Here is a 26,572-nt window from a genome sequence, read left to right on the forward strand (position 1 = left end):
AGTTCCTAAAGCTCGTAGGTATTATAAAACAACAAACTCAAGACATTGGATGAAACGCTATCCGAATTTAATAAGCAATTTAACTCTTAATAGACCTGAGCAAGTTTGGGTTGCTGATATAACTTATTTACGAACAAAAGAGAAAACATATTATTTGCATTTACTCACTGATGCTTGTTCAAAGAAAATTGTAGGTTATCAACTATCAGATAACTTAATGAGTTCAACAACATTAAAAGCTTTACAAATGGCTTTAATTGACAGAAAAACACAAAATAAACTCATTCACCATTCTGACAGAGGTTTACAATATTGTAGTAAAGAGTATACTGATTTGCTAAAGAAAAACAACATTTTAATTAGTATGACGCAAGAGTACGACCCATATGAAAATGCAATAGCTGAAAGGGTAAACGGAATTTTAAAGGAAGAATTTGGTTTACATGAAATCTTTGAAAACTATCAAAATTTGAATAAGCAAGTTACACAGGCCATAACTTTATATAACAATTTTAGAATACATATGTCAATTAATATGATAACTCCAAACCAAGCACATCAACAAAAAACAATAAAATTAAAACAATGGAAAAAATTAAATCGTAACAGAATTAATTCTGTTACGATTTAACTATATTTGAATTATTAACGAGTCAACCTTTTTTAGGACAACTCATATGCTTATTTTTGCACTTCAACACAACACTATGTATCGTTTATTAATTCGTCCGATTTTATTTCAATTTGATCCTGAAAAAGTACATTACTTTACCTTTTCATTAATTCGTTTTTTACATAAAGTTCCTTTCGTGGGAAGTTTAATCAATTCGTATTACGAAGTAAAAAGTCCAAAATTAGAACGTGAAGTTTTCGGATTGAAATTTAAAAATCCTGTTGGATTAGCTGCAGGATTTGATAAAGATGCTAAATTATACCAAGAATTGTCCAATTTCGGATTTGGATTTATTGAAATCGGAACGTTAACTCCAAAACCTCAAGACGGAAATCCTAAAAAACGACTTTTTAGATTGCAAGAAGATTCAGCAATCATTAATCGAATGGGTTTCAATAATGGTGGTGTTGAAGAAGCCATTATTCGACTTAGAAAAAACAAAGGTGTTCTGATTGGTGGAAATATCGGAAAAAATAAAATTACATCAAACGAAGAAGCTGTTAATGATTATGTAATCTGTTTTGAAGCTCTGTTTGATTACGTGGATTATTTTGTTGTGAATGTAAGTTCTCCAAACACACCCAACTTAAGAGAACTTCAAGAAAAGGAGCCTTTGAAAGCTTTATTGAATACGTTACAAAATCTTAATTTAAATAAAGGGAATCCAAAACCAATTCTTTTAAAAATTGCTCCAGATTTAACAAACGAACAATTATTAGACATTATTGAAATTGTAAACGAAACCAAAATTGCTGGTGTAATTGCGACGAATACAACAATTTCACGTGATGGATTATTTTCAGATAATAAATCAGAAATGGGTGGATTATCAGGAAAACCTTTGACGAATCGTTCTACAGAAGTCATTCGTTTTCTTTCGGAAAAAAGTAATAAATCCTTTCCAATTATTGGAGTAGGAGGCATTCATTCCGTAAAAGATGCTTTAGAAAAACTAGATGCTGGAGCAAGTTTATTACAATTGTATACAGGATTTATTTATGAAGGACCAAAATTGATTAAGGATATTAATAAGGCTTTGCTTTAATTTAAACCACATAGTCTACATAGATTTTCTCTAAAATAGATTTTTAAAAGAAATTATATTTTTCCCATAACTTTGTTTTCTATGTAATGCGAAGCGTCTTTTTTCGTATTTATTATTTTTTCTATGTGGTTCAAATTATTTTAATAAAAATTAATTCGAGTTCCAAATTCCACAAGTAGTCCAACTAAAATTGCAATTCCAAAACTTAATAATGTTCCAATTAGAACGTATTCTGTAAGTTTTCGGTCTTTCGCTTCTTTCAAATCACCAAATCTAAAAATAGATTTTGCAGCCAATAAAAAACCAATAGCTTCAAAATGATTGGTAATAATGAAACAAAATACAAATAAGCGTTCCAAAATCCCAATGTAATTTCCAGCATTTTGCAACGAATTGTCTTCTTTATTTTTGCTTTCTGGTGTCCAAATGGATATTATGTTTTTAATAATTATCGAAGTTGGTTTCGTTAATAAAACCACTCCAGTTATAAAAATCCAGAGCCTATTATCTATGTTTTGGAAGTCTATAGAAGGGTTATAATAAACCAAAACTACTATAAAGATCATCACTAAATGCAATACTTGATCTACTGAAAACCAAATGCGTTTCGTTTTTTTCTTTTGGTATTTTAATTTCATGAAATCAATGATTCCATGAGAAGCAGCTAAAATAATTCCATAAACGATAAAATCAACTTCAGCTACAAAAAGTAACATCAATGCTAAATGTAAAGCGGTATGCAAATACAAATAAATACTTTTCTCTTTCTTTTTTTCTTTATCACTTACCCAATTGCTTGGTTGCAATATAAAATCACCAATCAAATGAGCTAATAAAAGTTTTGTAAATAGTAGCATCATACTTCAAGCATTTTTAATTTTTCAACATAAGCCGAATTTAGTTCTATCAACAAATCAAAATTAGCTCTTTTTCTTCTTTTACTCACTGCTGCTTGATTTATATTTAATTTTTCACCCATTTCCTCTTGTGAGATATTTGGGTTTTGAATTGCTAAAAACACAAATTCAGCTTGTTGAGAAAGCCAATTATCCATAAATGAAAGTCCTAAGCGCAATAGCAAATTCATTTCCTTATTGAAATCTTTATTGGAAGATTGTAAAACTAAATTTGTTTTGTTCTTCTTCATCAAATCAAAGGCTTCACCCGAATTTACAAAAGCACTTCCATTACTTTCAGATATTCGTTTGGATTTGAACGTTTTATCACCAAAACCTATACTCATTCTAGCATCTAATGAAATAGTTCTTAGATGGGCTTTTATTAAAAATGCGGCTAATAATGCTTCTTCGGTATTTTTAATTTCAATTTGAAATTCATCTCCACGATAGATTTCCCAATCCGTTGGGTTTTTACCAAATTGAAGAAAAAGTTTCTTTAAACCTTCTAACCAATTGGCCGATTTTGCTCTACGTGAACCTTTTATATCTCCTGTTATGATACAAATCATGACTTAAATTTTTACAACTCATGATATGAAATGAGTTAAAATAGAATTCAAATATAGATATTTATTTTAATTATTCCTATAATATGGAATATTGTCAGTTATTCCATATTTATGGAATATTATAATTTATTCCAATAATATGGAATATTCTATTTTTTTTTATCAATCAAATTCTTCATACCTTAGCACTTTAAAAGCAAATCATTGAATCCAAAAGTTAAAATAATCGAATGTCCAAGAGATGCCATGCAAGGCATTAAGGCATTTATTCCTACAGAAAAGAAAGTACAATATATACAATCTTTATTGCGTGTAGGTTATGATACGATTGATTTTGGAAGTTTTGTTTCTCCAAAAGCAATTCCGCAAATGACTGATACAGCTGAAGTTTTGGCTCAATTAGATTTGTCACAAACCCAAAGTAAACTTCTAGCAATTATTGCCAATACAAGAGGTGCAGAAATGGCTGCTGAACACAATGAAATTCAATATTTAGGTTTTCCTTTTTCGATTTCAGAGAATTTTCAAATGCGAAATACACATAAGACTATTGCTGAATCGATAGTGACATTAAATGAAATTCTTGAAATTGCTGATAAAAGCAACAAAGAAGTCGTAGCTTATTTGTCCATGGGTTTTGGAAATCCTTATGGTGATCCTTGGAATGTGGAAATCGTTGGTGATTGGACCGAAAAGTTAGCCAAAATGGGTGTAAAAATCCTTTCACTTTCTGATACAGTTGGAACTTCAAATCCAGAAGTGATTGATTATTTGTTTTCAAACTTAATTCCAAAATATCCTAACATCGAGTTTGGAGCACATTTGCACACAACTCCAGACAAATGGCATGAAAAAGTAGATGCAGCATACAAAGCAGGTTGCCATCGTTTTGATGGAGCCATTCAAGGTTTTGGTGGTTGTCCAATGGCTGCTGACGATTTAACAGGAAATATGCCTACCGAAAAATTATTATCCTATTTCACAGCAGCAAAAGCCGATACAAATTGTCATGCTATGAGTTTTGAAAGTTCGTATAATGAAGCTTTGAAGATTTTTACAAATTATCATTAGATTCCCAACTTGATTGGGAATCTAACTAAACTGGTTCTTTGTCATGCTAAACTTGCTTGTGCTGAATTTATTTCAGTATTTCAGTATCATATCTTATTTTCTAATTACCGTCAACCGCGACTGAACACTAAAAAGCTGAACACTGAACACTTTCTCAAGAAGCTATTTCCAGCTATCCATTACAAGATTTTTTCAACAATTCTTTTTTTGTAAGTCATAAAAAGAGCTTCCTTTGGTCGCTTTTTTACAACAACAAAAAATAGAATTCTTCAAAAAAATGCTTTCCATTCCTATCTGGGCTAAAAAAATCTCGTAATTATTGAAACTGAATACTAAAAACTGACCACTGAATACTTTTTTTTACTATATTTGCATGCAATTTAACTACTACAATACTGAAATTAATTCAGCATAAACTAAATTGCAATGAACGCACACACAACAAAAATCATCGGAGAAGGTCTTACTTATGATGATGTATTATTAGTTCCTAATTACTCTCAAGTTTTACCAAGAGAAGTTAGTATTCAATCTAAATTTTCTAAAAATATTACGCTTAACACTCCTATTGTATCTGCAGCTATGGATACCGTTACCGAAAGTGCTATGGCAATTGCTATGGCTCAAGAAGGAGGAATTGGTGTTTTGCACAAAAACATGTCAATCGAAAAACAAGCCGCTGAAGTTCGTAAAGTAAAACGTGCTGAATCTGGTATGATCATCGATCCTGTAACGTTACTTTTATCAGCAACTGTTGGTGATGCCAAAAGAGCCATGAAAGAACACGGAATTGGTGGAATTCCTGTTGTGGATGAAGAGATGACTTTAAAAGGAATTGTTACGAACAGAGATTTGCGTTTTGAACGTAAAAATGATCGTCCAATTACGGAAGTGATGACTTCGGAAAATTTAGTTACGGCAAAAGCAGGTACAACGTTGCAACAAGCCGAAGAAATTCTACAAGATCATAAAATTGAAAAACTATTAGTCGTTGCCGAAAATAATAAATTAGCTGGATTAATTACATTTAGAGATATTACAAAATTAACCCAAAAACCAAACGCAAATAAAGACCAATACGGACGTTTACGTGTAGCTGCTGCTCTTGGAGTAACGGCTGATGCTGTTGAACGTGCAACGGCTTTAGTAAACGCTGGTGTTGATGCAGTAATTATCGATACAGCTCACGGACATACGAAAGGTGTGGTAGATGTTTTAAAACTAGTTAAAACTTCTTTCCCTAATTTAGATGTAGTGGTTGGAAACATTGCTACTCCAGAAGCTGCTAAATATTTAGTAGAAAATGGTGCAGATGGTGTAAAAGTTGGAATTGGACCTGGTTCAATTTGTACAACTCGCGTTGTAGCTGGAGTTGGATTTCCTCAATTTTCTGCTGTGATTGAAGTCGCTGCTGCTATCAAAGGTAGTGGTGTTCCAGTTATTGCTGATGGTGGAATTCGTTACACAGGTGATATTCCAAAAGCGATTGCTGCTGGTGCTGATTGTGTAATGTTAGGTTCGTTATTAGCTGGAACCAAAGAATCTCCTGGTGAAACAATAATTTTTGAAGGTAGAAAATTCAAATCATACAGAGGAATGGGTTCTGTGGAAGCTATGCAAGAAGGTTCAAAAGACCGTTACTTCCAAGATGTGGAAGATGATGTGAAGAAATTAGTTCCAGAAGGAATTGTAGGTCGTGTTCCTTATAAAGGAGAATTAAACGAAAGCATGCAACAATTCGTTGGTGGTTTAAGAGCTGGAATGGGTTATTGTGGTTCAAAAGATATTCCAACATTACAAGAATCTGGTCGTTTTGTTAGAATTACAGCTAGTGGTATAGGAGAAAGTCACCCTCATAATGTGACTATTACCAAAGAAGCTCCTAATTATTCTAGATAGATTATAAATTTAGAATTCAGAAATTATATAAAAATTAAAACTTCTCGTTTTTCGGGAAGTTTTCTTTTTTACAGACTTTAGAATCTCATTTTTAGCTTTATATTTGAAGTATAGGAAAATGAAAGAAAAATCAAAAAATTAAAACACTAAATGGCTCGATTTAAAGAGAATGATTTACCCAAATCAAAACTTAATGCTAGTACCTTAAGCAAAGCACTTCAAATATTCAACTATGCCAATAATCATAAATGGAAATTCTATCTAGGCTTACTATTTCTGCTTTTAACAGGTGGAACTGCTTTGGCTTTCCCAAAGTTATTAGGAATGTTGGTCGATTGTGTGAATGATAAAGATTTAGTGAAAGCTAAAAATATTGCTTTAGGATTGATGGTCATTTTATTATTGCAATCCTTTTTCTCTTTTTTTAGATTATCGCTGTTTATTAATTTTACCGAAAATACTTTAGCTAATATTCGATTGGCTTTATACAGTAACCTGATTAAATTACCCATGACGTTCTTCTCACAGAAAAGAGTAGGAGAATTGAACAGTAGAATTAGTTCTGATATTACACAAATTCAAGATACTTTAACGACAACTATTGCTGAATTTTTAAGGCAATTTATTTTAATTATTGGTGGTGTTATTTTTCTAGCAACCATAAGTTTAAAACTTACTTTAATGATGCTTTGCATTGTTCCTGTTGTAGCGGTTGCAGCTGTAATTTTTGGAAGATTTATTAGAAAATTTTCTAAAAGTGTACAAGATCAAGTAGCCGAAAGTCAGGTGATTGTGGAAGAAACGATGCAAGGAATTTCAAATGTAAAAGCCTTTGCTAATGAATGGTACGAAATTGCTCGTTACAAAGGAAAAATCAATGAAGTCGTAAAATTAGCCATCAAAGGTGGAATTTATCGCGGTTATTTTGCGTCTTTTATCATATTTTGTTTGTTTGGAGCTATTGTAGCTGTGGTTTGGTATGGGGTTACTTTGTGTATAAATGGTGAAATAAAAGGTATTGGAGAATTAATTTCTTTCGTATTGTACTCTACTTTTATTGGAGCTTCTTTTGGTGGAATTGCCGAATTGTATGCTCAAATTCAAAAAGCCGTTGGAGCAACCGAACGTGTTTTTGAACTTTTAGATGAAGTTCCTGAAAAAATAAATGCGACTCAAAATCATTCTACTCAAAAAATAAAAGGTACAGTAAGTTTTAAAAACGTTGGTTTTTCGTATCCTTCACGACCAGAAATTGAGGTTTTAAAAGACGTAAACTTTGAAGCAGGTTTTGGTCAAAAAATTGCTATTGTTGGTCCAAGTGGTGCCGGAAAATCGACTATTTCGTCTCTTTTATTGCGTTTTTATGAGATTGATAAAGGTGAAATTTTAATTGATGATAAGATCATCTACGACTATGATTTAGAAAATCTTCGTGGCAATATGAGTATTGTTCCACAAGATGTCATTCTTTTTGGAGGAAGTATTCGTGAAAATATAACTTATGGAAAACCTGATGCTTCTGAAGAAGAAATAGTACTTGCAGCCAAACAAGCCAACGCTTATGAATTTATAAATGGTTTCCCAGAAAAATTGAATACTTTGGTTGGAGAACGAGGTATTAAACTTTCTGGTGGACAAAGACAACGTATTGCCATTGCTCGTGCTTTGTTGAAAAACCCAAGTATTTTAATTTTAGACGAAGCTACTTCTTCTTTAGATAGCGAAAGTGAAAAATTGGTACAAGAAGCTTTAGAAAATTTAATGAAAGGCAGAACCAGCATTATCATTGCACACCGACTTTCAACCATTAGAAGTGCTGATGCCATTTTGGTTTTAAACGATGGAAAAATAGTAGAACAAGGAACCCACAAAGAATTGCTAGAAATAAAAAACGGAATTTATAAGAATTTGAGTAGTTTGCAGTTTAGTGAGTATTAGTTTATTTAGTTGGCAGTGTTCAGTTTTTAGTGTTCAGTGGATGATAGAAATATAAAAGGCTTCTTGATTGAGCACTTTTTTGTTTATACTCTATAAAATGTGTGAGTAGTAGATATATGTCTTTTTGAAATTGTTTGCTAACGTTTAGTTTATGAAAAGTAGGCGATTACGAAGCACTAAATTTTCGGTTAAGCACAGAGTTTGACGCGAACCAAAACTCTTGAATTTACTGCTATTTTGCCTATTTTATATATACATTGTTGCCAGTAGTTTTTATAATTCGTGCTTAATAAAATCACCATTTTCGTCAAATAGATAATTCCGTTTTCCTTCTTCTAATTCTTGCAGAACTTTGTCTCGATTTTCTACATCTCCAATCATTGGCTCAACATAATATTTCAAAAACTGTCCTGGTGAGACAAAACGTTCTTCTTCGTCCAATAAATATAGTGTTTTTGGAACGTTAGCTTTTATTTGGTATTCACCTTGGTAAGTCATAAAAGAACGATATACAGGTCTTTCTTTTAGACTTAAATTGATAAAGTTTAAATGTGCAACTATTTCTCTTAATTGAAATGGGGAAAGTGGTCCAGTAATTTTTTCCATTTGCTCCATAAAAATTGTAGAACCTGCACAAGAATCATTTAATACTGAAATTATTGAGAATTCACCCAATTGTAACATTATTGCTTTTCCTGCTTGGTTATCTATAAAGTCAAAACCACCGAATCTATCAATCGCCATAGCTGGTAAAATAAATATTGTTCCATAAACATTACTATCTATTTTAGCTTTAGTATAATGACTTCTGGCGATGCAATGAATGTGATGAATATCTTCCCAGTAATAATCATCTGATAAAAATCCAGAATCAATTCTTTTGTCTCTTTCTGTTAGCAATGTTTTGTCTTTTAAATGAGTTTTAAGAAATATTAGACTCAACCATCTAAACAAAAAATGAATAATTTTTGGGTCTTTATTTATTTCTTCTACAATTTCGGTGTAAGATTTGCCCAACAATTCACTGATTGGTTCTTCATAAGTTTTACCTAATTCAGAGTTGCATTCTTTGCAACAGGGAACTTTATATTGACTATACTTAAATTTAGTGCCATTTGGCAAGGTTACGTATTCATTATGAAGGTTGTGTTTTCTTAAAATCCAATCGGGAATAATATGTTCATCATTAAATTCTTTAGAGTCAGGTTTTGCACCACAAATAAAGCAACAATCACCATTAGCTATATCATCTAAAAAATGCTTAAGTCCAAAGAAAACTATTTCTCCTTTCCCGTTTATTACTGTTCTGCTTATGTTAGGTTCGTTTTTCAAATTACTGGCAACTTGTAAATATGTGTGACTCTATCAGACATATACATCTTTATTTAGGTAGATTGGTCTGACATACGTCATTCTTTATTTGTTATTTCAAATATAATAAAAATCTTAACAATTAGGTGAAATCAAAATTTTAATTGCTTTAAGAACTATTTCCCCTTCAAACAACTACCTCTAGGTTGATTATTTTCTTGTAATACAATATCAGAATGTAAAAATTGGGCTGCTTCGGCTGAATCTTTTACTTTTTTGGCACTTCGTTTTAGCATTTCAGTTTCAAAATTCGTTAAGATAGTTTTTCTAATTCCTTTTTCTTTCCAATTAGAAAATGGGCCACAACCTTGGTAGATTTCTCTTGCTAAAGAAAGTGCATCTAACAACGCTTGGTTAGCTCCTTGTCCTTTAAAAGGACTCATGGGATGTGCTGCGTCTCCAATTAAGGTTATTTGGTTTCCTTTTGCTAATAATTCGGGTTGCAAAAGTTCTCGGTCATATACAGGATAACCAGAAATTTGTGTGGCTTGTGTAGCTTTAACAATTTGTGGAATAGGGGAGTGCCATTGGGTTCTTTTGCAGGCTTCTTCTTTTAAAGCTTCACAACCTTTGGCACTTAAGGTTTTGGCTTCTTCTTCTGTCATTGGAAAACTCAATTGCCACATCACTGAATTAGCATCATAAGGCATCATGTAAATACGCTCATTGCCATTTCCTGTTTGAAAAACCGTAGCTGAATCCAACAAAGAACTTTCAACACCTTCAAGAGCTGACAAAGGACAAATGCCCAATATCACTATGCAATCCAAATAACGCAAAGGAGTAATTTTATCACCAATTAATAATTTTCGCACAGCACTTCGAATGCCATCGGCTCCAACTACTAAATCAGTTTTGGTGTTTTTTATTTTTCCATCAACTTGAAAAGTTAGGTCAATAGTTTTGTTGTCATTTTCCTTAAAATCAACTAATTGATGGTTCCATTGCACAGCATCATTTCCACCTAATTGTTCTAACAAAGCCAAACGCAACGCTTGTCGTGCAATATGAATGTTGGTTTTTTTTGGAGTTTTTTTGGAATCGGATTGCATCCATTTTCGCATTCCCCATTCTCCAACGACTTTTCCTTCTTGAGTATGTACCAAATGTCTTGTGGAAACGACACCTTCATCTAAAGAAAAAATTCCGAAACCTTGAATGGCTTTACTCGCTTGTTGTAACGTCAGACCATATCCTTGTGAACGTGCTTCAAAGTTGGCATCACGTTCATAAAGTGTAAAAGGAATGCCACGGTGTAAGCAAGCAACAGCCAAAGCTACACCTCCAATTCCACCACCAATAATAGCAACATGTGGATAATTTTCTGCATCTGGAACAGGAGGATTTTCACTTGGAATCAATCCAGAACCTGAACAATTTAAACATGAACTTAAGTGCGCTTTTGGTTTAATTGGTGCAATTCCTTGTTTGTCCGATTTTTCAAAAGCTTCTAGTTCTCTTTGATACTTTAAACGCACTTTCTTTTTAAGCTTCTGGCTTTTTTTGCCTCGACCTTTGCATTCGGGACAAACTTTCCAATGGGCTTTATTGTTTTGTGCGGTTTTCAATTTGTTTTGGTTCTTTATTTTATTTTAATCTTTTATGTTTTCGAATCCATAAATCTTTACAAATTCATCGACTTCGTCTAAAAATGATTTTTTACTGTGTTTTTCTTCTTGCTTTTTGATGTAATTCACCACTGTGGAAAGTTGGGATTGACTTACTGAAACAGCAAAATAATCATCTTGCCATTGAAATTTATCTAATAATAACTTCTGATTATTCAACCAAAATGAAGATTCTCCTTTTATCAATTGGCTCACTTTTGCAATACTTTGATCTTTTCCTAATGAGATTAAACAGTGTAAATGATCATCATATCCATTTATGGCTTGTAAAAAGATTCCTTTTTCTTTACAATTGTCAATTATGTGTTTAATCATTTTTGTTCTGATTTCTTTTTTAAGAAATGGTTGCCGCTTTTTTGTTGAAAACACTAAATGAACCCAAATTTTGACAAATGACATATAAATATAATTATGAAATCAAATATAAAATATTTTAGTTAATGCTTGTGTTGATTTTTGTGTTTTTTCTTTTAATCCAGTTGGTTGAAACCAACTGCAATGATTGAGTTTTATTGAGATAATTTATTGTTTAATATTCATTGCCGTTGGCTTCAGCCAATTGATAATTTTAATGATTTTATTTTTCTATAAATCCAGTTGGTTAAAACTAACTGCAATGATTGAGTTTTATTGAGATAATTTATTGTTTAATATTCTTTGCCGTTGGCTTCAGCCAATAGATAATTTTAATGATTTTATTTTTCTATAAATCCAGTTGGTTAAAACCAACTGCAATGATTGAGTTTTATTGAGATAATTTATTGTTTGATATTCATTGCCGTTGGCTTCAGCCAATAGATAATTTTAATGATTTTATTTTTCTCTAAATCCAGTTGGTTGAAACCAACTGCAATGATTGAGTTTTATTGAGATAATTTATTGTTTGATATTCATTGCCGTTGGCTTCAGCCAACGGAGACATAATATAATTTTAGCCTTAAATTGATTTCACAAAATCTAAAAACACTTTTTTGTGCAATTCTAAATCCATATTGGCTGAGAGAGCTACACGAGCAATATAATCTTTATCACCTTCTTTGGTTGTTCCTTGTGTTGAAGTTGCAGGAATCGTCCAATAGCAACCTTTTAATTGGCCATAACTTACACAATATTTGCTTTCATTTGGGATTTCGGTTATCATTAAATTAATTAATTTATGATTCAAATCTCTCTTGTAAACTTCTCTTTCTGCATCAGTTGCTCCTTTGGTAGGAAGATCTAATGAAAAAACAGAAGGTGTAAATCCTTGATTAGCCAATTCTTCTGAAACAAAATTGATTTTTGCAGTAGGTAACACTTCGTGAATATAGTTTACAAATTCGCGTGTATTTTTGTAAGCATTGCTAATTCGTTGATTCATGGAAGGTAATTGTTCGGCTAATATTCCATATTGTAAAGCCGTTGCTTCATTATCGCAAAGGATTAAATGTTCTTCGATTTTGGTCATTAAAGTTTGGGCTTTTTCGTTCCCAACACAATAACCAGCTGTACATTTTCCACCACTTGGAAATTTTGAACCACTTGCATAAGAAATTCCTCTAACAGTTGAAAGTAATTTACCTTCTCCTAAAAAGTGCACATTTGGACAAAATGTTTGATCTAAAATAAAAACAGGAGCTATAGCAATTTCTCCAGTTGAAGTTTTTCTTTCTTTGCTTAAAACTTCTTTTAGTTGCTCTAAATCTGGAACTTCAACTCTTGGATTGGTTGGAATTTCTGCAATGATGTATGGAATGGCATCTTCATGGGCAATTTGGTTTAAGACTTTTTCGGTGCTTTGAACCATATCGTTTTCACCATCTACGGGTAAATCTACAATTTCGACATTACCGATACACGCTGCAACACGTCTGGCTTGATCGTTTGTACCACCATAACAATTCGGAGGAACTATGAATTTGATGGCTTTTCCTTTGTGATTTTCCAAAGCATCATGAATTAAACCCATCATAATCGCATATTGAATCGACAAACCACTAGAAGCCACCAAAGGTTTTGAATTTGTATCCGTAATTTTTTTAATGGAATTTAAAACTGATTTTTTGTTTTCTTCAGCTGTATTTGTAGTAGCTTTAAAACTAGAATTTTCTACTAAAATTTCCAAAGCTTCTAAACAATTGGAAGGTGTTATTGCAACGGTTTCTCTTCTTCTAACGTGTTGGATTTCTGAAATATAATTTTCGTTTTGTGTTCCATTTACCAATAAAATACTTCCTAAATGGGCATAATTAGAAATGTAAAAATCAATATTGGGATTGAAATTTATTGGTGCAAAATCTTCTTGATTTGAAACAAAAACAGTGCTTCCGTCAAATTTTGTAATTTCATTTGGATTTGCAACTTTGTTTAGTTCAAAGTTATAACCATAAACAGTTCTTATAATTTTTGCATTGAAAGATTCTGGTAATTCATAGGTATAAACGATTTGAGTTTTTTTGGTTTCCAACAAATTTTTTCTCAAAATCGCTAAAACAGGAACTGTCTTAGATTGAAAACTGATTACGTTTTCAGGTTTTATATCGTTAATTTTAGCAATTCCCCATTCTAAAACACAAGATAATGGATGTCCTAAACGAATGTAATCGTAAGCCGTTGGCAATTCGTTTAAAGCTTCAGTATCGTAAATATTGTTGCTGTATAATTTTTCAAAACCCTCTAAAAATTCAGTTTTAGCTAAGGCTTCGTTGTAAATATCCAATCTATGGGTTGTAATTTCCAACCAACCTTTTGGCATATTTTTTATTACGTTTTTTATGAAATTTAGTATGGTGTTGTCTTGCATTATTTCTCATTTAATTCAGGCTGCAAGTTACGTTATTTTGGTTGGTTTTGAAAGTAGGAATTGGAGGTTTTGTGTTTGTAGAAAAGTTAAAAATCCATTAGTGTTTCTAATGGATTTTTATTTATGGTGTAACTAATTCTTGTTTTAGTTTTTCTAATGTTGTTTCTTTTAGGTTAAGTTCGAAATTAGGTTTACTATTTATATCAATGTAGAAAGTATCGTAGTAGATTTTTTCATTTTTACTAGTGTAAATTATAGCTTTAATTTTTCCAGATATTTTAATGTAAGATTTTAAACTTTTATTGTTTAAAAAATCATTTAAGACTGTATTGTTATTTAAATAGACATATGAAACATAATATATATCTAGCTCTTCTTTATTTCTAATCGTAAAGTAGATTTCTTTTTCTACTTCAACATTTAATATTTTGTCAATATTTATCCATCCTAATTTATTCGAAGAAAAACTATATAATTCATTGTTTATATTATAAATTTTTTGCAATTTTTTTCTTTTTGCAATTTTTTCAACTGGTGTTAGCTTTTCATCTTCAATACCTTTATCCCAATTATTGTCCCAGAAAATTTCATTTTCTTGTACTATTCTTTTATTTTCAATTTCAAGTAATCTATAATATTCAATTGAATCTTTCTTCTTAATAACTTTGATACTATCTAAATTTACTGTTTTGAAATATTTATCAGGAATGTTATCATATTTCCATGTGGGTGATAAGAATAATTTTAAATTTCTAACTATGTCTGGAATTTCAGTGAATATTTTTTCATCACTCAACTTCCATCTAAAAATGGAATCATTATCATTATAATAGATATTACTATTTGATAAAGGTTTGTTTGCAACTTCTACTTTGTAATTTTTCCCTTTTTTAATGTTTAATTGTTTTCCTTCTTCTTTAAAATTGATATAAAACATTCCTGATGACTCTAACAGCTCGTCCTTGTCTGTAATCGTTGATAAACCGTTTAAAATAATATCTTCTTTTGTGTAAAATTCTTTTAATTCAAAAGTAATTTTACCATTGGTGTAATTCTCAAATAAGTCTTTTGGTATAAAAATTTTAGTTCCTTCTTTACCTGTAAATAATGTATCTTCTTTCAATATAAATTCAAAGGTTTGAAGTTTATCTGTTTTAAATGAATTTGCTAAATCTTTGACTTTTGAAATAGGAGTATTGTCGGTCTCAACTTTTTTTTCTTCTTGGCAAGAAATGAAAATGATTGCAACAAAAAAGAGAATAATTTTTTTCATGAAATTGTTTTTTGGTTGATTTTTAATCAAATCTTATGCCATTTGTTAATGAGATGTTAATTTGATGAATTAAAGAATGAAGCAATCTTTTTTCGATCACCAACTACCCAAACAATATCATTTTTACTCAAAATAAAATTAGATTCTGGATTTAAGATTCTTCTTCCGTTATGTTCAACTCCTACAACTAAGCCTTTTGTTTTTTCTCTTAATTCAGATTCTCTTATAGTTAAACCAATGAAATCTTGGTGTTCTAATTCAAATTGTTGTAAAATAATATCTGAATCTTCTTCTTCAATGACTTTTACTTCATGTTTTTTCAAATAATCTCCAAATTCCTTGACTTGAGCATCTGTTCCAATAACAAAAATTTCATCACTAGGATATAGTTTTTCATATTTGGTTGGAACATTAATGTGTAAATTTCCACGTTTGATGTAAGCGATATTTACACCAATATCTTCTCTAATTTTGATTTCTTCCAAAGGTTTTCCCACCAAATCAGATTCTGGAACAATTAGGAAATTAGCCAAGTGACCATCCCATGGTGATAAGTTGTTGCGATTTATTTTTTTGACAGAAAGTTCTCTTTGGTTGTAATTTTTGACAAATCTATTTTCAATTTTTAAGTAGAGTTTATTTATTTTTTTTGGAAACAACATGATTATTACAACTGAAACCACAAATGCTAAAACGGCAATACCTGGTGAAAAGAAATTGTTTAACATCATTCCAATAAAGAATAATCCAATAACCATTCTAATGAAAATTAACACTAAAATTGGACCATGGTGTTTTTTGTTTTTTAATAATTCTTGTACTTCTTCTGTTGCAATTCTACGCAAGGCAACAGCCCATAAAAAAGGAGCAATAATTATAAATGTTATTACCGCAGTGACAATATTTCCATAACTATACTCATCCATCAAAGGCATTAAAAATCGTTTTGACATTTGGATGATGGCAAACAATACAATGGAATGAATAGTAACTTGAAAAATGTATTCTTTTATGGCTTTTCTCCAAGTACTTACTGTTTTTATGGCTTGAGCATTGGCACTATAAATTTCAATTCTTTTGACCCATCTTTTGGGTAGTTTCTTTTCAATAAAACCTGCAACTGGTGTGGAATACTTTATCATAAAAGGTGTTGTAAAGGCAGTAACTGCTGAAACGGCAACAACAATAGGATATAAGAAATCACTTGTAACATTTAAAGAAGCTCCAAGGGTTGCAATGATAAAAGAAAATTCCCCGATTTGTGATAAACTCATTCCAGTTTGTACAGATTCTTTCAAAGGTTGTCCAGAAATTATAGTTCCAATTGTTGAGGTTATAGATTGACCAAAAATGGTTACTAGAGTCAAAATCATCACTGGAAAAGCATATTCTACTAACGTTTCTGGATTGATAAGCATTCCGACAGACACAAAAAAAACGGCTCCAAATAAGTCTTTTACAGGTTTTACTAAATGTTCTATGTGTTCAGCTTCATTGGTTTCTGCAATAATTGAACCCATAATAAATGCTCCTAAAGCAGGAGAAAAGCCAACTCCAGCCGCAAAAATCACCATGAATAAACATAAAGCTAATGAAATGATTAATAGCATTTCATCTGTAAAAAGAGGTTTTAATTTTTTTAATAAAGTAGGAATAAAAAAGATACCAGAGATAAACCAAATAGCTAAAAAGAAAGCTAATTTAAATAACGATTGAATTAATTCTGTTCCCGAAAATTGTTGACTCACAGCAATTGTAGAAAGTAAAACCATCATTAAAATCGCTACAATATCTTGAACAATTAAGGCTCCAATTACGTTTCCAGTAAATTTTTGAGATTTTACACCTAATTCATCAAAAGCTTTTAAAATGATTGTAGTTGAAGATATGGATAAAATTACACCTAAGAATATGGAGTTCATTTCGTTCCAACCCATAAATTTTCCTGCATAATAACCCAAAATTATCATGCAGATTATTTGGGTTAATGCTGTTATCGAAGCCGTTCCACCAACTTTTAGTAATTTTTTAAAACTAAATTCTAATCCTAAACTAAATAAAAGAAATATTACTCCAATTTCTGCCCAAACAGTAATGCTATTTGTGTCTTTTACTGTTGGGAAAAATGAAAAATGTGAACTAGCTAAAAAACCAGCTACTAAATACCCTAAAACTAAAGGTTGTTTTAATTTTCTGAATATCAAAACTGCAATAGCCGCTGTGATTAGGATTAGACCTAAATCATTAATTAAATTTGGAATGTGAACAGTAGTGTTTGCAACTAATGGTGTTAGCATAAAGTTTTTTTCTAAAGTTAGATATTCGTTTAAATTTAGACAATATTTTTAAATTTAATTAACTTTTTAACCAAAAAAAATCCTGCTAAATGAATAACAGGATTTTCAATGTTTTTATGCGTATAAATTTATATTCCTATAAAATTACTTGGAGTAATTTGCATTAATTCAGTTTTGATTTCATCAGAAACTTTCAACGTTTGTATAAAAGCATGAATAGAATCTTTATTGATAACGGTGTTAGTTCTAGTTAAGTCTTTCAAAGCTTCATAAGGATTTGGATACCCTTCACGTCTTAAAATTGTTTGAATAGCTTCAGCAACAACAGCCCAGTTTTTTTCTAAATCTTCTGCAAATTTAGCTTCGTTTAGTAATAATTTATTCAAACCTTTCAATGTAGCTTCAAAAGCGATTAAAGTGTGTCCTATCGGTACACCAATATTTCTTAAAACAGTACTATCTGTTAAATCGCGTTGCAACCTTGAAACAGGTAATTTAGCTGAAAGATGTTCGAAAATGGCATTAGCAATTCCTAAATTTCCTTCACTGTTTTCAAAATCAATTGGGTTTACTTTATGTGGCATGGCAGAAGAACCAATTTCTCCAGCTTTTATTTTTTGTTTGAAATAATCCATAGAAACATACGTCCAAATGTCTCTATCTAAATCTAAGATGATATTGTTAATACGCTTTAAAGCATCAAAAAAGGCAGCAAAATGATCATAATGTTCAATTTGAGTTGTTGGAAATGAATGGTGTAATCCTAAAGCTTCTTCTACAAATGAAGTTCCAAATTGTTTCCAGTCTTGGTTTGGATAAGCTACTTTGTGTGCGTTATAATTTCCAGTAGCACCACCAAATTTAGCAGCAAAAGGCACATTGAACAACTGACGCATTTGCTCTTCAATTCGTTCCACAAAAACTAAAATCTCTTTTCCTAATCGAGTAGGAGAAGCTGGTTGTCCGTGTGTTCTTGCTAACATTGGAATGTCTTTCCATTCCACACTTAGTTCTTTTAATTTTTGAACTAAAGCAATTAAAGTTGGTAAATAACAATCTTCAAAAGCTTCTTTTGTAGAAAGGGGAATCGCAGTGTTGTTAATATCTTGAGAAGTTAATCCAAAGTGGATGAATTCTTTGTAAGCTTCTAACCCTAAAGCATCAAATTTACTTTTGATGAAATATTCAACCGCTTTTACATCGTGATTCGTAGTTTTTTCGGTTTCTTTAATCCAAAGTGCGTCTTCTGTACTGAAGTTTTTGTATAAATCTCGTAAAGCAGCATACTTCTTTACATCTACAGTTTCTAATTGAGGCAAAGGCAATTCGCACAAAGCAATAAAATATTCCACTTCAACTAAAACTCTATATTTGATAAGCGCTTCTTCCGAAAAATAAGGAGCTAATGATTTTGTTTTGTTTCTATAACGACCGTCAATTGGCGAAATAGCGTTTAATTCAGTAAGATTTTGCATTTTTGTGTGTGTTGTGTTTTAAAGAAATGCAAATTTAGTGATTAGTGATTAGTTATGTGTTATAAGTTTAAAACTTTTTATAAATAGTTTACAAAGTACTTATTGAGTAAACTCAAAACCTTCTAATTTAATTTTTAATGTATCGGTAATTTTTTTTGAAGGATTAACAATTATGGATTCAGGATAATTTTCATTAAATTTTGCTTCGTAAAAAGCATTTATTTCTAGATTATTTATCAAATTAGTTTCTTCTTTTGAATTCAAAATAGAGTATTTAATTCCAGAGCTTAAAGTTTCAATATATTTTCCTTTAAAATAGTATCCAAAGTAAAAATGAGTCGTTTTAGGTTTGCTCTTTTTTTTAATAAATTTTACAATTATATCTTTTCCATGATTTTTAATTTTTTCTTGAATTAAATATCCACGAATTCCCAATATAGCAAATAAAGTCACAAAAAAAATAATATAATAATGACCAAATTTTAATTTTTTTATTTTTCTTAATCTGTTTTTATAACTTGAAATAGACTTCAATCAATTATTATTTCAACCTTCTAAACTCCTCACTCACTATCTTCATTCCTTCAGTAGCAGAAAGCGGAATCACTTTTAGAGGATTGTCTAAATCATAAATAGTAGCCGGTTTTGGATCAATATAATAAACTAAAACATCTTCGTTAACATAATTAATCAATCCAGCAGCAGGATAAACTTGAAGAGATGTTCCAATAACTAATAAATAATCCGCTTCTTGTATGGTTTCCATGGCTCTTTCCATTTCTGGTACTTCTTCTCCAAACCATACAATGTGAGGTCGCATTTGGATGTTATTTACGTCTAAATCTCCTAAAACAATATCTTTATTCCATTCGATAATAGAATTTACATCTTGTTCGTTTCTGGCTTTTAATAATTCTCCATGTAAATGAATCACTTTTGAGCTTCCCGCTCGTTCATGTAAATCATCTACGTTTTGAGTGATAATAGTTACATCAAAATCGGTTTCCATTTCCGCTAAAATAGTGTGTGCTAAATTGGGTTGTACTTCAAAAAGTTGTTTTCTTCTTTTGTTATAAAAATCCAATACCAATTCAGGATTATTTTGATAACCAACAGGTGAGGCAACTTCCATGATGTCATGTCCTTCCCACAATCCATCTGCATCTCTAAAAGTTTTGATGCCACTTTCGGCACTTACACCAGCACCAGTAAGTACAACTATTTTTTTCATATTTATTTCGGAGTAATCGGTAATCTTTTGTTTTTAAACTTTTTATTTAGTCAAATATAAAAAAAAATCCCTCAGAATAATAAAAATTATTTGAGGGAATTAATGGTCTTATTTTAAAATTTAAACTTTTCCTAAAGTGTAAAGTTGTTCTAATGTTGGCGATAAACTACCACCAGCAGGTTCTAAGGTAATTCCGAAAGCTTCCGCATCTTCCGCGTTATCAACTTTGAATACTTTTGTATTTGCAGCTGTAAAGTTGTCTAAAACTCCAATACTTGTTGGTGTTAAAGGACTCAATTTTAAAGCCCAAACTTGATATACTTTTCCTTTTGGAGGAGTTGGTAGACCAGCTACATCTACATAAACCTCTTTAGTTACTTTGTTGTAATATGCTTTTGCATAAGAGTCTGGAGCAACTGTTTGTCCTGCAAGTGCCACCGCTTGGTTATTGTTATCTCTAACAATCGCTAAAACATTTTCTGCTTCATTTTTCTTGAACTCTAAATCAACAATAGATTCTTGCATTACTGATTTTTCAGTATCCAATTTATCTATAACTTGATTTGTTTCATTTAATTTATTGTATTGCAATCCAAATCCAACCACAAAAACGGCTGCTGCTGCCCATCCCGTGTAAGATGCCCAACTCGATTTAGATTTCATATCAATTACCTTTCGCTTTTCTAAAATCTGATTTCTAATTTTCTGATAGTTTATTGCAGATAATCTAGGTGCAACACTTTGAGATAAATTAATTACAGCATCTTCTATAGCTACAACTTCCTGTTTAACTGCAGGATGATCAGCTATCATTTGTTGGACTTCTCCGTTTTCTGTTTCTGAAAGTTTTCCAAAAACATACAATTCGAGCACTCCTGATTCGATGTATTCTTTACTAGTCATGGATCAATTTTCTTAATTCGTTCATACAATTTCTATTGTTCGTCTTCACTGTACCTAATGGCATTTCTAATTCGTCTGAAGCTTCTTGTTGGGTGTACCCTTTAAAAAACAACAAATCAATAATTTGAATACATTTAGGTTTTAGCTTCATGATAAACTCTTTAATACCTATGGCATCTATCTTGCTGGTAGTTTTTGAGCTATCTTCGAGTATATGTACGAAATTATCTGAAGATAAGTTTTTTTGACTATTGTTAAAGTTTTTAGAACGGAGTTTGTCAATGGATGAATTTCTAGCAATATTAAGCATCCAAGTGTATAAACGTCCTTTAGATTCGTTGTAAGAATCTATGTTTTTCCAGATTTTCACAAATACTTCTTGCAGTACATCTTCTGCTTCTTCGGTATTTCGTATCAAGTTATATATAACTCCATAAAGACTCTTTGAATAGTTGTCATATAACAGTGTAAATGACTTGTCGTCTTTCTTTAATAATTCTTTGATTAATTCTTCTTGTTCCATATCCGTAAAAGTAATAAAAAAAATAAATAATTAATTTATTTTTTTAGTTTTTAAATCCAAGAAAATGAATTCAGCGTAACTGTAGTTATAAATCTTTATAAATAAAACAAAATGAAAAAGACAAAAATTTTCTTAGGATTAGCTTTAACAGGAGTTATTGCTATTTCTTTAATCGCAGCGGACCACATTGATGCTCCAGCTGTTCAAGGAGGAAAATCAGACATTACTGATTTTTATGCCTTTCAAGGAACCAACACAAGTAACATGGTATTTGTTGCAAACGTTCAAGGTTTGATTTCTCCAATGGCAAGTGCTGCAGCATCGTTTGACGAAAACGTTATGGTAGAATTTAATATTGATAATAATAGTGATAACGTTGAGGATTTAGTAATCCAAGCCGTTCCAAGAAATGGAAAAATGTATTTCTTTGGTCCAGTTGCACCAGGAACAGCAGGTACTACAAGTACAGTTAAAACTTCTAATGCATTAGGAAGTGTAGCCATCACACCTTATGGAACTAATGCAATTGTTTCATCAGAAAATGGAGCAAGTATGTTTGCAGGTTTAAGAGATGATCCTTTTTATTTTGATTTTGGTCAGTATTCAGCAATTATTGGTGGAACAGCTTCTTCATTTAATAATCCGGGTACAGATACATTTGCTGGGAGTAATGTAATGTCAATCGTAGTTGAAGTACCAAAGTCTGCTTTAGGTGGTTCAGGAACACTTAATACTTGGGTTGAAACTAAAAAGAAACAATAATATCAATATTTTAAATTCAGAAAAATGAAATCAATAAAAAATAAATTCGCAATTATTGCCATATTATCCGCAACATTTTTAGTAAGTTGTACAGATGACGACAATAACATGATAACTGCTCCCGATTTTAGTGGTACATTCACACAACAAGATCAAATGGGTAGACCAGCAATTAATACAGTATTTGTTAATGCAGGTCAAAAAGATGCCTTCAACACCACGACTCCTTCAACTATGGGAGCTACATATCAATCGGCATTTCAAACTAAACTATTAGCTTTAAATCCTAATTACACAACAAATGCATTAGGTTTAGATGCTGCAACTTTCACAGGAGTTTTAGCAACTGACGTTTTAGGTGTTTCTACCACTGGAACAACCACATTTTTTGACGGTCAAAATGTTTTAACAGGTAGAAATTTAGCAGATGATGTTATCAATGTTGAATTGTTATTAATCTTTGGTGGACCTACAGGTGGCTCAAATCCTCAATTAACGAACGATAATGTTAATTCTAACGATAAGCCATTTTTAAATTCATTTCCTTATTTAGCTACTCCATGGTAGTATAAAATTCAGAAAAAAGAGTGTGTCGAGTATGCACTCTTTTTTTAAAAACAAAAACAAAAACAAAAACAAAACAATAATATGAAAACTAATAAATCATTAAAATTTATTTTAGGATTATTATTTTCAGCTTTACTACTAAGTTGTAATTCAAATCCAAATAATGATATAACCAACAGAGACGATTATCAAAGTTATTTGATGGTTTTAGAATCTCATAAAATCAGTGAAATTGAAAAAGAAATTCAATTTTGGCAATCCAAAGATAATGCTTCTCCAAATCAACCTACATTTTTAATAAAATTAGCCAATCAATTTTCTCTTCTTTTTGAAGTGGCTGGAAACATCAATGACCTTTACATTGCTGAAGAGCTTTTTTTAGAAGCAAACAAACAATTATTTGAACAAAACTCAGGAGTTTTAAGAGCTATTGCAAAAAATTACATCAGCCAACATCGTTTTAAAGAGGCCTTGAGCAAGTTAGAAAAAGCCTACGAATTGGGAGAAAAGAAAATGGAAACCGAAAAAATGCTTTTTGATGTCCATATGGAATTGGGTAACTATGATTTAGCTTATAAAAGTTTAAATAAAATAAAAAATCTTAAAGACTTTGATTATTTGATTAGAGCTGCAAAATGGAACGATCACAAAGGACAATTAGATGATGCCATTACATTAATGGAAAAAGCAAAAACAATTGCCGAAGACGATAAAAATGAAGCGTTAAAGGTTTGGGTTTATTCTAATATTGCTGATTTTTATGGTCATGCCGGAAGAATTCAAGATTCCTATACCCATTATTTAAAAACTTTAGAAATAGATAATAACAATTCTTATGCCCTAAAGGGAATTGCTTGGATCGCTTTCTCACATGAAAGAAATACAGAAAAAGCTATGGAAATAGTTAAAGTGTTGGAAGCTAAACATAAAGTTCCTGACTTATTTTTATTGAAAGCAGAAATTGCAGAATATCAGAATAATCTTTCTGAAAAAGATAATGCAATCAAAAAATACAAAAAGGTTTTAGCATCTAATGACTATGGAGATATGTACAACAAATACAATGTTTTACTTATGTCTGAAAATCCTATTCAAATAGATGAAGCCATAAAAATTTCTGAAAAAGAAATTGAAAATCGCCCAACACCTGAATCGTATGATTTATTAGCTTGGAGTTATTACAAAAAAGGCGACTTCAAAAAAGCTCTTGAAGTGGCTCAAATGCATACAATCAATAAGTCTTTTGAACCTTCAATTATGTTTCATAATGCTAAAATTTTAAAAGCCAATAATATATTAGATAAACATCCTGAGATAAAAAAGGAATTATTAGCAAGTGTGTATGAATTAGGACCAGTGACCGAAAAAGAAATACTAAAACTGTAATACATAATGAAAATATATTATTTATTATCATTTGTGTTGTTTAGTTTTCTCTCTTCGGCACAAGTAGTTAAGGGAAAGGTGTTAGATGAATTTTCGGTATGTTTAAATGATGTTTATTTGTTTAATACTAATTCTCAGACACATTCTCATACCAATGAGTTTGGTGAATTTGTATTGAATAACACTAAAGTTAATGATGTTTTAAAATGTTACAAATTAGGTTATCAAACACAAGAATTTACTGTTGTAAATATCGAAAAAATTGAAATCATCTTACAATCTAAGTCTATACAATTAGATCAAATTGTTTTAAATGGTTCTTTAAATACAAGCAGTACTGTTGCTAAAATTGACTTGTTAACCAATCCTGTAAATTCTTCTCAAGAAATTTTACGAAAAGTTCCTGGTTTATTTATCGGACAGCATGCTGGTGGTGGAAAAGCAGAACAAATTTTCCTTAGAGGTTTTGATGTAGATCATGGAACGGATATTGCGCTAAGTGTTGATGGAATGCCTATTAATAATGTATCTCATGCACATGGTCAAGGTTATTCAGATTTACATTTTATAATTCCAGAAACTATCAGTAAAATCGATTTTGATAAAGGGCCATACAAAGCCAATAAAGGAAATTTTGCTACTGCGGGTTATGTCGCATTCAGCACCATTGATAAATTAGACAATAATAAGATATCGGTTGATTTTGGTCAGTTTAACACGAAAAGATTGATGAGTATGTTCAATTTGTTAGAAGCTAATAAAAGGGAAAGTGCATACATAGCTACTGAATATATTTCAACCGATGGACCATTTGATTCACCTCAAAATTTTAATCGTTTGAATTTATTTGGTAAATATTCCAATCAAGTTTCAAATACCTCTAAATTTACCATTCAAGCTTCAAGATTTTCAAGTAAATGGGATGCTTCTGGTCAAATACCCAATCGTTTAGTTCAAAATGGTTCCATTTCTCGTTTTGGTGCTGTAGACGATACAGAAGGCGGATATACATCAAGAACCAATGTTATAGCTTCATCGGAAAAAATAATAGATGATTTCACGTATATAAAATCGAATGTGTTTTATTCTAATTACGATTTTACTTTGTTTTCAAATTTTACATTTTTCTTAAATGATCCTGTAAATGGTGACCAAATTAAACAAACGGAAAGTCGCAATTTGTATGGAGGTTCTTCTGAATTAAATAAAAAAATATATTTTAAAACATTTGATTTGGCCTTACAATCTGGTGTTGGTTTTAGAGCTGATAACATCTCAGATATTGAATTGTCTCGAACTTTAAATCGCAAAACTAATTTAGAACAAATTCAACTTGGTAATGTAGATGAAATAAACATGTACGGTTATTTTAACTCCGAATTTAAATTTGGAAAATTAAAAGTAGCTCCTGCCTTTAGATTGGATTATTTTAAATTCAATTATCAAGATCAATTGGCTACTTTATATGCTAATTTAAATGCAGATGTTTTAAAGTTTTCTCCAAAACTAAATTTCATTTATGCTCAAAATAATGCTGTAGAATATTTCGTAAAAACAGGTTTTGGATTTCACTCTAACGATTCTAGAGTAGTATTACAGCAAAATAAAGATATGGTTCCTGGTGTTTTTGGTGCAGATGTTGGAGCAGTTTTTAAGCCAATTTCAAACTTGTTTATACAAACTGCTTTATGGACTTTACATTCGCAACAAGAATTTGTTTATGTGGGTGATGAAGGAGTAGTGGAAGCTTCAGGAAAATCTAGAAGATATGGTTTAGATTTAGGATTTAGATATCAATTAAGTGACTATGTTTTTATTGATTTTGATGGAAATTATTCACATGCTAGAACTGGAACTGATTTTGAAGAATTCATCCCTTTAGCACCAAAATTTTCATCGACAGGAGGAATAACATTAAAAGATTACAAAAGATTTTCTGCAGCAATCAAATACAGATATTTAGGCGACAGAGCAGCCAATGAAGATAACTCTGTAGTTGCAAAAGGTTATTTTGTTTCAGATTTAAACTTAAATTATAAAATAAGCAGATTAAATATTGGGTTAGTTATCGAAAATATTTTTAATGCAGAGTGGAATGAGACTCAATTTTTAACGGAATCAAGGTTGCAAAACGAACCTCAATCCGTTGAAGAAATTCATTTCACTCCAGGTACACCATTTTTCAGTAGACTAAAAGTGACATATACTTTTTAATATGCCGTTTTTTGGTGTGAATATTTTGTTTTGTTTTCGTCAGTTCAATTATGTTTCGGCATATTG

The 26,572-nt window shown here is 31.0% G+C and carries 21 protein-coding genes and 1 pseudogene; 9 read left to right on the forward strand and 13 right to left on the reverse strand.

The window, feature by feature from the left end; genetic code table 11:
* The coding region (locus tag ACTF56_RS01570) for an IS3 family transposase (protein WP_438965151.1) at positions 1 to 631 on the forward strand (631 nt) is incomplete at its 5' end.
* A 76-nt stretch (positions 632 to 707) separates the two neighbouring features.
* Positions 708 to 1,718, forward strand: a complete 1,011-nt coding sequence (locus tag ACTF56_RS01575; RefSeq protein WP_438965152.1) for a quinone-dependent dihydroorotate dehydrogenase — start codon at positions 708 to 710, stop codon at positions 1,716 to 1,718.
* 140 nt (positions 1,719 to 1,858) lie between these two features.
* On the opposite strand, the gene ACTF56_RS01580 is transcribed toward ACTF56_RS01575, so the two are convergent.
* On the reverse strand, positions 1,859 to 2,578 hold the full coding sequence (locus ACTF56_RS01580; protein ID WP_438965153.1) for a DUF3307 domain-containing protein: 720 nt from the start codon (positions 2,576 to 2,578) through the stop codon (positions 1,859 to 1,861).
* Positions 2,575 to 3,186 (reverse strand): SatD family protein, encoded by a 612-nt coding sequence (locus tag ACTF56_RS01585; protein ID WP_438965154.1) that lies wholly within the window; start codon positions 3,184 to 3,186, stop codon positions 2,575 to 2,577. Before ACTF56_RS01585 ends, ACTF56_RS01580 begins: the two co-directional genes overlap by 4 nt.
* 204 nt (positions 3,187 to 3,390) lie before the next feature.
* On the opposite strand from ACTF56_RS01585, the gene ACTF56_RS01590 reads away from it, so the two are divergent.
* The 3 genes from ACTF56_RS01590 (at position 3,391) to ACTF56_RS01600 (ending at position 8,094) form a co-directional block, all read left to right on the forward strand.
* Complete coding sequence (locus ACTF56_RS01590) at positions 3,391 to 4,257, forward strand: hydroxymethylglutaryl-CoA lyase (RefSeq protein ID WP_438965155.1); 867 nt, start codon at positions 3,391 to 3,393, stop codon at positions 4,255 to 4,257.
* Between the two features lie 426 nt (positions 4,258 to 4,683).
* Positions 4,684 to 6,156, forward strand: a complete 1,473-nt coding sequence (gene guaB / locus ACTF56_RS01595) for an IMP dehydrogenase (protein WP_438965156.1) — start codon at positions 4,684 to 4,686, stop codon at positions 6,154 to 6,156.
* A 150-nt stretch (positions 6,157 to 6,306) separates the two neighbouring features.
* Positions 6,307 to 8,094: an ABC transporter ATP-binding protein gene (locus ACTF56_RS01600; RefSeq protein ID WP_438965157.1), complete on the forward strand. Its 1,788-nt coding sequence runs from the start codon at positions 6,307 to 6,309 to the stop codon at positions 8,092 to 8,094.
* Positions 8,095 to 8,367: 273 nt separating this feature from the next.
* Here the strand turns inward: ACTF56_RS01600 and ACTF56_RS01605 are convergent, their stop codons facing one another.
* The 11 genes from ACTF56_RS01605 to ACTF56_RS01655 all read right to left on the reverse strand — a co-directional run bounded on the left by ACTF56_RS01605 (position 8,368) and on the right by ACTF56_RS01655 (position 21,577).
* A complete protein-coding gene (locus ACTF56_RS01605) occupies positions 8,368 to 9,426 on the reverse strand; it encodes a hypothetical protein (RefSeq protein WP_438965158.1) in 1,059 nt (352 codons plus the stop codon).
* Positions 9,427 to 9,581: 155 nt separating this feature from the next.
* Positions 9,582 to 11,033: an FAD-dependent oxidoreductase gene (locus ACTF56_RS01610; RefSeq protein WP_438965159.1), complete on the reverse strand. Its 1,452-nt coding sequence runs from the start codon at positions 11,031 to 11,033 to the stop codon at positions 9,582 to 9,584.
* Between the two features lie 24 nt (positions 11,034 to 11,057).
* On the reverse strand, positions 11,058 to 11,492 hold the full coding sequence (tnpA, locus tag ACTF56_RS01615; protein ID WP_438965160.1) for an IS200/IS605 family transposase: 435 nt from the start codon (positions 11,490 to 11,492) through the stop codon (positions 11,058 to 11,060).
* A gap of 538 nt (positions 11,493 to 12,030) precedes the next feature.
* Positions 12,031 to 13,875: a cystathionine beta-synthase gene (locus ACTF56_RS01620; protein WP_438965161.1), complete on the reverse strand. Its 1,845-nt coding sequence runs from the start codon at positions 13,873 to 13,875 to the stop codon at positions 12,031 to 12,033.
* 121 nt (positions 13,876 to 13,996) lie between these two features.
* Entirely contained in the window at positions 13,997 to 15,148 is a 1,152-nt protein-coding gene (locus ACTF56_RS01625) for a hypothetical protein (RefSeq protein ID WP_438965162.1), read from the reverse strand.
* A gap of 56 nt (positions 15,149 to 15,204) precedes the next feature.
* Complete coding sequence (locus tag ACTF56_RS01630; RefSeq protein ID WP_438965163.1) at positions 15,205 to 17,445, reverse strand: cation:proton antiporter domain-containing protein; 2,241 nt, start codon at positions 17,443 to 17,445, stop codon at positions 15,205 to 15,207.
* A gap of 128 nt (positions 17,446 to 17,573) precedes the next feature.
* Complete coding sequence (gene purB / locus ACTF56_RS01635) at positions 17,574 to 18,920, reverse strand: adenylosuccinate lyase (RefSeq protein WP_438965164.1); 1,347 nt, start codon at positions 18,918 to 18,920, stop codon at positions 17,574 to 17,576.
* Between the two features lie 99 nt (positions 18,921 to 19,019).
* Entirely contained in the window at positions 19,020 to 19,454 is a 435-nt protein-coding gene (locus ACTF56_RS01640; RefSeq protein ID WP_438965165.1) for a hypothetical protein, read from the reverse strand.
* A gap of 7 nt (positions 19,455 to 19,461) precedes the next feature.
* Positions 19,462 to 20,151: an SIR2 family NAD-dependent protein deacylase gene (locus ACTF56_RS01645; protein ID WP_438965166.1), complete on the reverse strand. Its 690-nt coding sequence runs from the start codon at positions 20,149 to 20,151 to the stop codon at positions 19,462 to 19,464.
* 120 nt (positions 20,152 to 20,271) lie between these two features.
* Positions 20,272 to 21,054 carry an anti-sigma factor gene (locus ACTF56_RS01650; protein WP_438965167.1) on the reverse strand — a complete coding sequence of 261 codons (783 nt, stop codon included), beginning with the start codon at positions 21,052 to 21,054 and terminating at the stop codon, positions 20,272 to 20,274.
* Positions 21,047 to 21,577 carry an RNA polymerase sigma factor gene (locus ACTF56_RS01655; protein ID WP_438965168.1) on the reverse strand — a complete coding sequence of 177 codons (531 nt, stop codon included), beginning with the start codon at positions 21,575 to 21,577 and terminating at the stop codon, positions 21,047 to 21,049. The genes ACTF56_RS01650 and ACTF56_RS01655 overlap by 8 nt, the downstream gene beginning before the upstream one ends.
* 111 nt (positions 21,578 to 21,688) lie before the next feature.
* Between ACTF56_RS01655 and ACTF56_RS01660 the strand changes: the two are divergent.
* From ACTF56_RS01660 to ACTF56_RS01675, 4 genes and pseudogenes are all read left to right on the forward strand, one after another.
* Positions 21,689 to 22,600 (forward strand): annotated as a pseudogene (locus tag ACTF56_RS01660) (DUF4331 family protein); the annotation flags it as partial.
* Positions 22,574 to 22,906 carry a DUF4331 family protein gene (locus ACTF56_RS01665; RefSeq protein WP_438965419.1) on the forward strand — a complete coding sequence of 111 codons (333 nt, stop codon included), beginning with the start codon at positions 22,574 to 22,576 and terminating at the stop codon, positions 22,904 to 22,906. The pseudogene ACTF56_RS01660 and the gene ACTF56_RS01665, both read left to right, overlap by 27 nt.
* 81 nt (positions 22,907 to 22,987) lie before the next feature.
* Positions 22,988 to 24,292, forward strand: a complete 1,305-nt coding sequence (locus tag ACTF56_RS01670; RefSeq protein WP_438965169.1) for a tetratricopeptide repeat protein — start codon at positions 22,988 to 22,990, stop codon at positions 24,290 to 24,292.
* A gap of 6 nt (positions 24,293 to 24,298) precedes the next feature.
* On the forward strand, positions 24,299 to 26,506 hold the full coding sequence (locus ACTF56_RS01675) for a TonB-dependent receptor plug domain-containing protein (protein WP_438965170.1): 2,208 nt from the start codon (positions 24,299 to 24,301) through the stop codon (positions 26,504 to 26,506).
* Positions 26,507 to 26,572 lie beyond the last annotated feature (66 nt).

This window comes from Flavobacterium sp. (assembly GCF_965657075.1).
Classification (GTDB): domain Bacteria; phylum Bacteroidota; class Bacteroidia; order Flavobacteriales; family Flavobacteriaceae; genus Flavobacterium.

Coding starts and splice junctions, on each gene's coding strand:
- ACTF56_RS01575 (WP_438965152.1), top strand. CDS start 708: ATGTATCGTTTATTAATTCGTCCGATTTTATTTCAATTTGATCCTGAA.
- ACTF56_RS01580 (WP_438965153.1), bottom strand. CDS start 2,578: ATGATGCTACTATTTACAAAACTTTTATTAGCTCATTTGATTGGTGAT.
- ACTF56_RS01585 (WP_438965154.1), bottom strand. CDS start 3,186: ATGATTTGTATCATAACAGGAGATATAAAAGGTTCACGTAGAGCAAAA.
- guaB (WP_438965156.1), top strand. CDS start 4,684: ATGAACGCACACACAACAAAAATCATCGGAGAAGGTCTTACTTATGAT.
- ACTF56_RS01600 (WP_438965157.1), top strand. CDS start 6,307: ATGGCTCGATTTAAAGAGAATGATTTACCCAAATCAAAACTTAATGCT.
- tnpA (WP_438965160.1), bottom strand. CDS start 11,492: ATGTCATTTGTCAAAATTTGGGTTCATTTAGTGTTTTCAACAAAAAAG.
- ACTF56_RS01620 (WP_438965161.1), bottom strand. CDS start 13,875: ATGCAAGACAACACCATACTAAATTTCATAAAAAACGTAATAAAAAAT.
- ACTF56_RS01625 (WP_438965162.1), bottom strand. CDS start 15,148: ATGAAAAAAATTATTCTCTTTTTTGTTGCAATCATTTTCATTTCTTGC.
- ACTF56_RS01630 (WP_438965163.1), bottom strand. CDS start 17,445: ATGCTAACACCATTAGTTGCAAACACTACTGTTCACATTCCAAATTTA.
- purB (WP_438965164.1), bottom strand. CDS start 18,920: ATGCAAAATCTTACTGAATTAAACGCTATTTCGCCAATTGACGGTCGT.
- ACTF56_RS01645 (WP_438965166.1), bottom strand. CDS start 20,151: ATGAAAAAAATAGTTGTACTTACTGGTGCTGGTGTAAGTGCCGAAAGT.
- ACTF56_RS01650 (WP_438965167.1), bottom strand. CDS start 21,054: ATGACTAGTAAAGAATACATCGAATCAGGAGTGCTCGAATTGTATGTT.
- ACTF56_RS01655 (WP_438965168.1), bottom strand. CDS start 21,577: ATGGAACAAGAAGAATTAATCAAAGAATTATTAAAGAAAGACGACAAG.
- ACTF56_RS01665 (WP_438965419.1), top strand. CDS start 22,574: ATGGGAGCTACATATCAATCGGCATTTCAAACTAAACTATTAGCTTTA.
- ACTF56_RS01670 (WP_438965169.1), top strand. CDS start 22,988: ATGAAAACTAATAAATCATTAAAATTTATTTTAGGATTATTATTTTCA.
- ACTF56_RS01675 (WP_438965170.1), top strand. CDS start 24,299: ATGAAAATATATTATTTATTATCATTTGTGTTGTTTAGTTTTCTCTCT.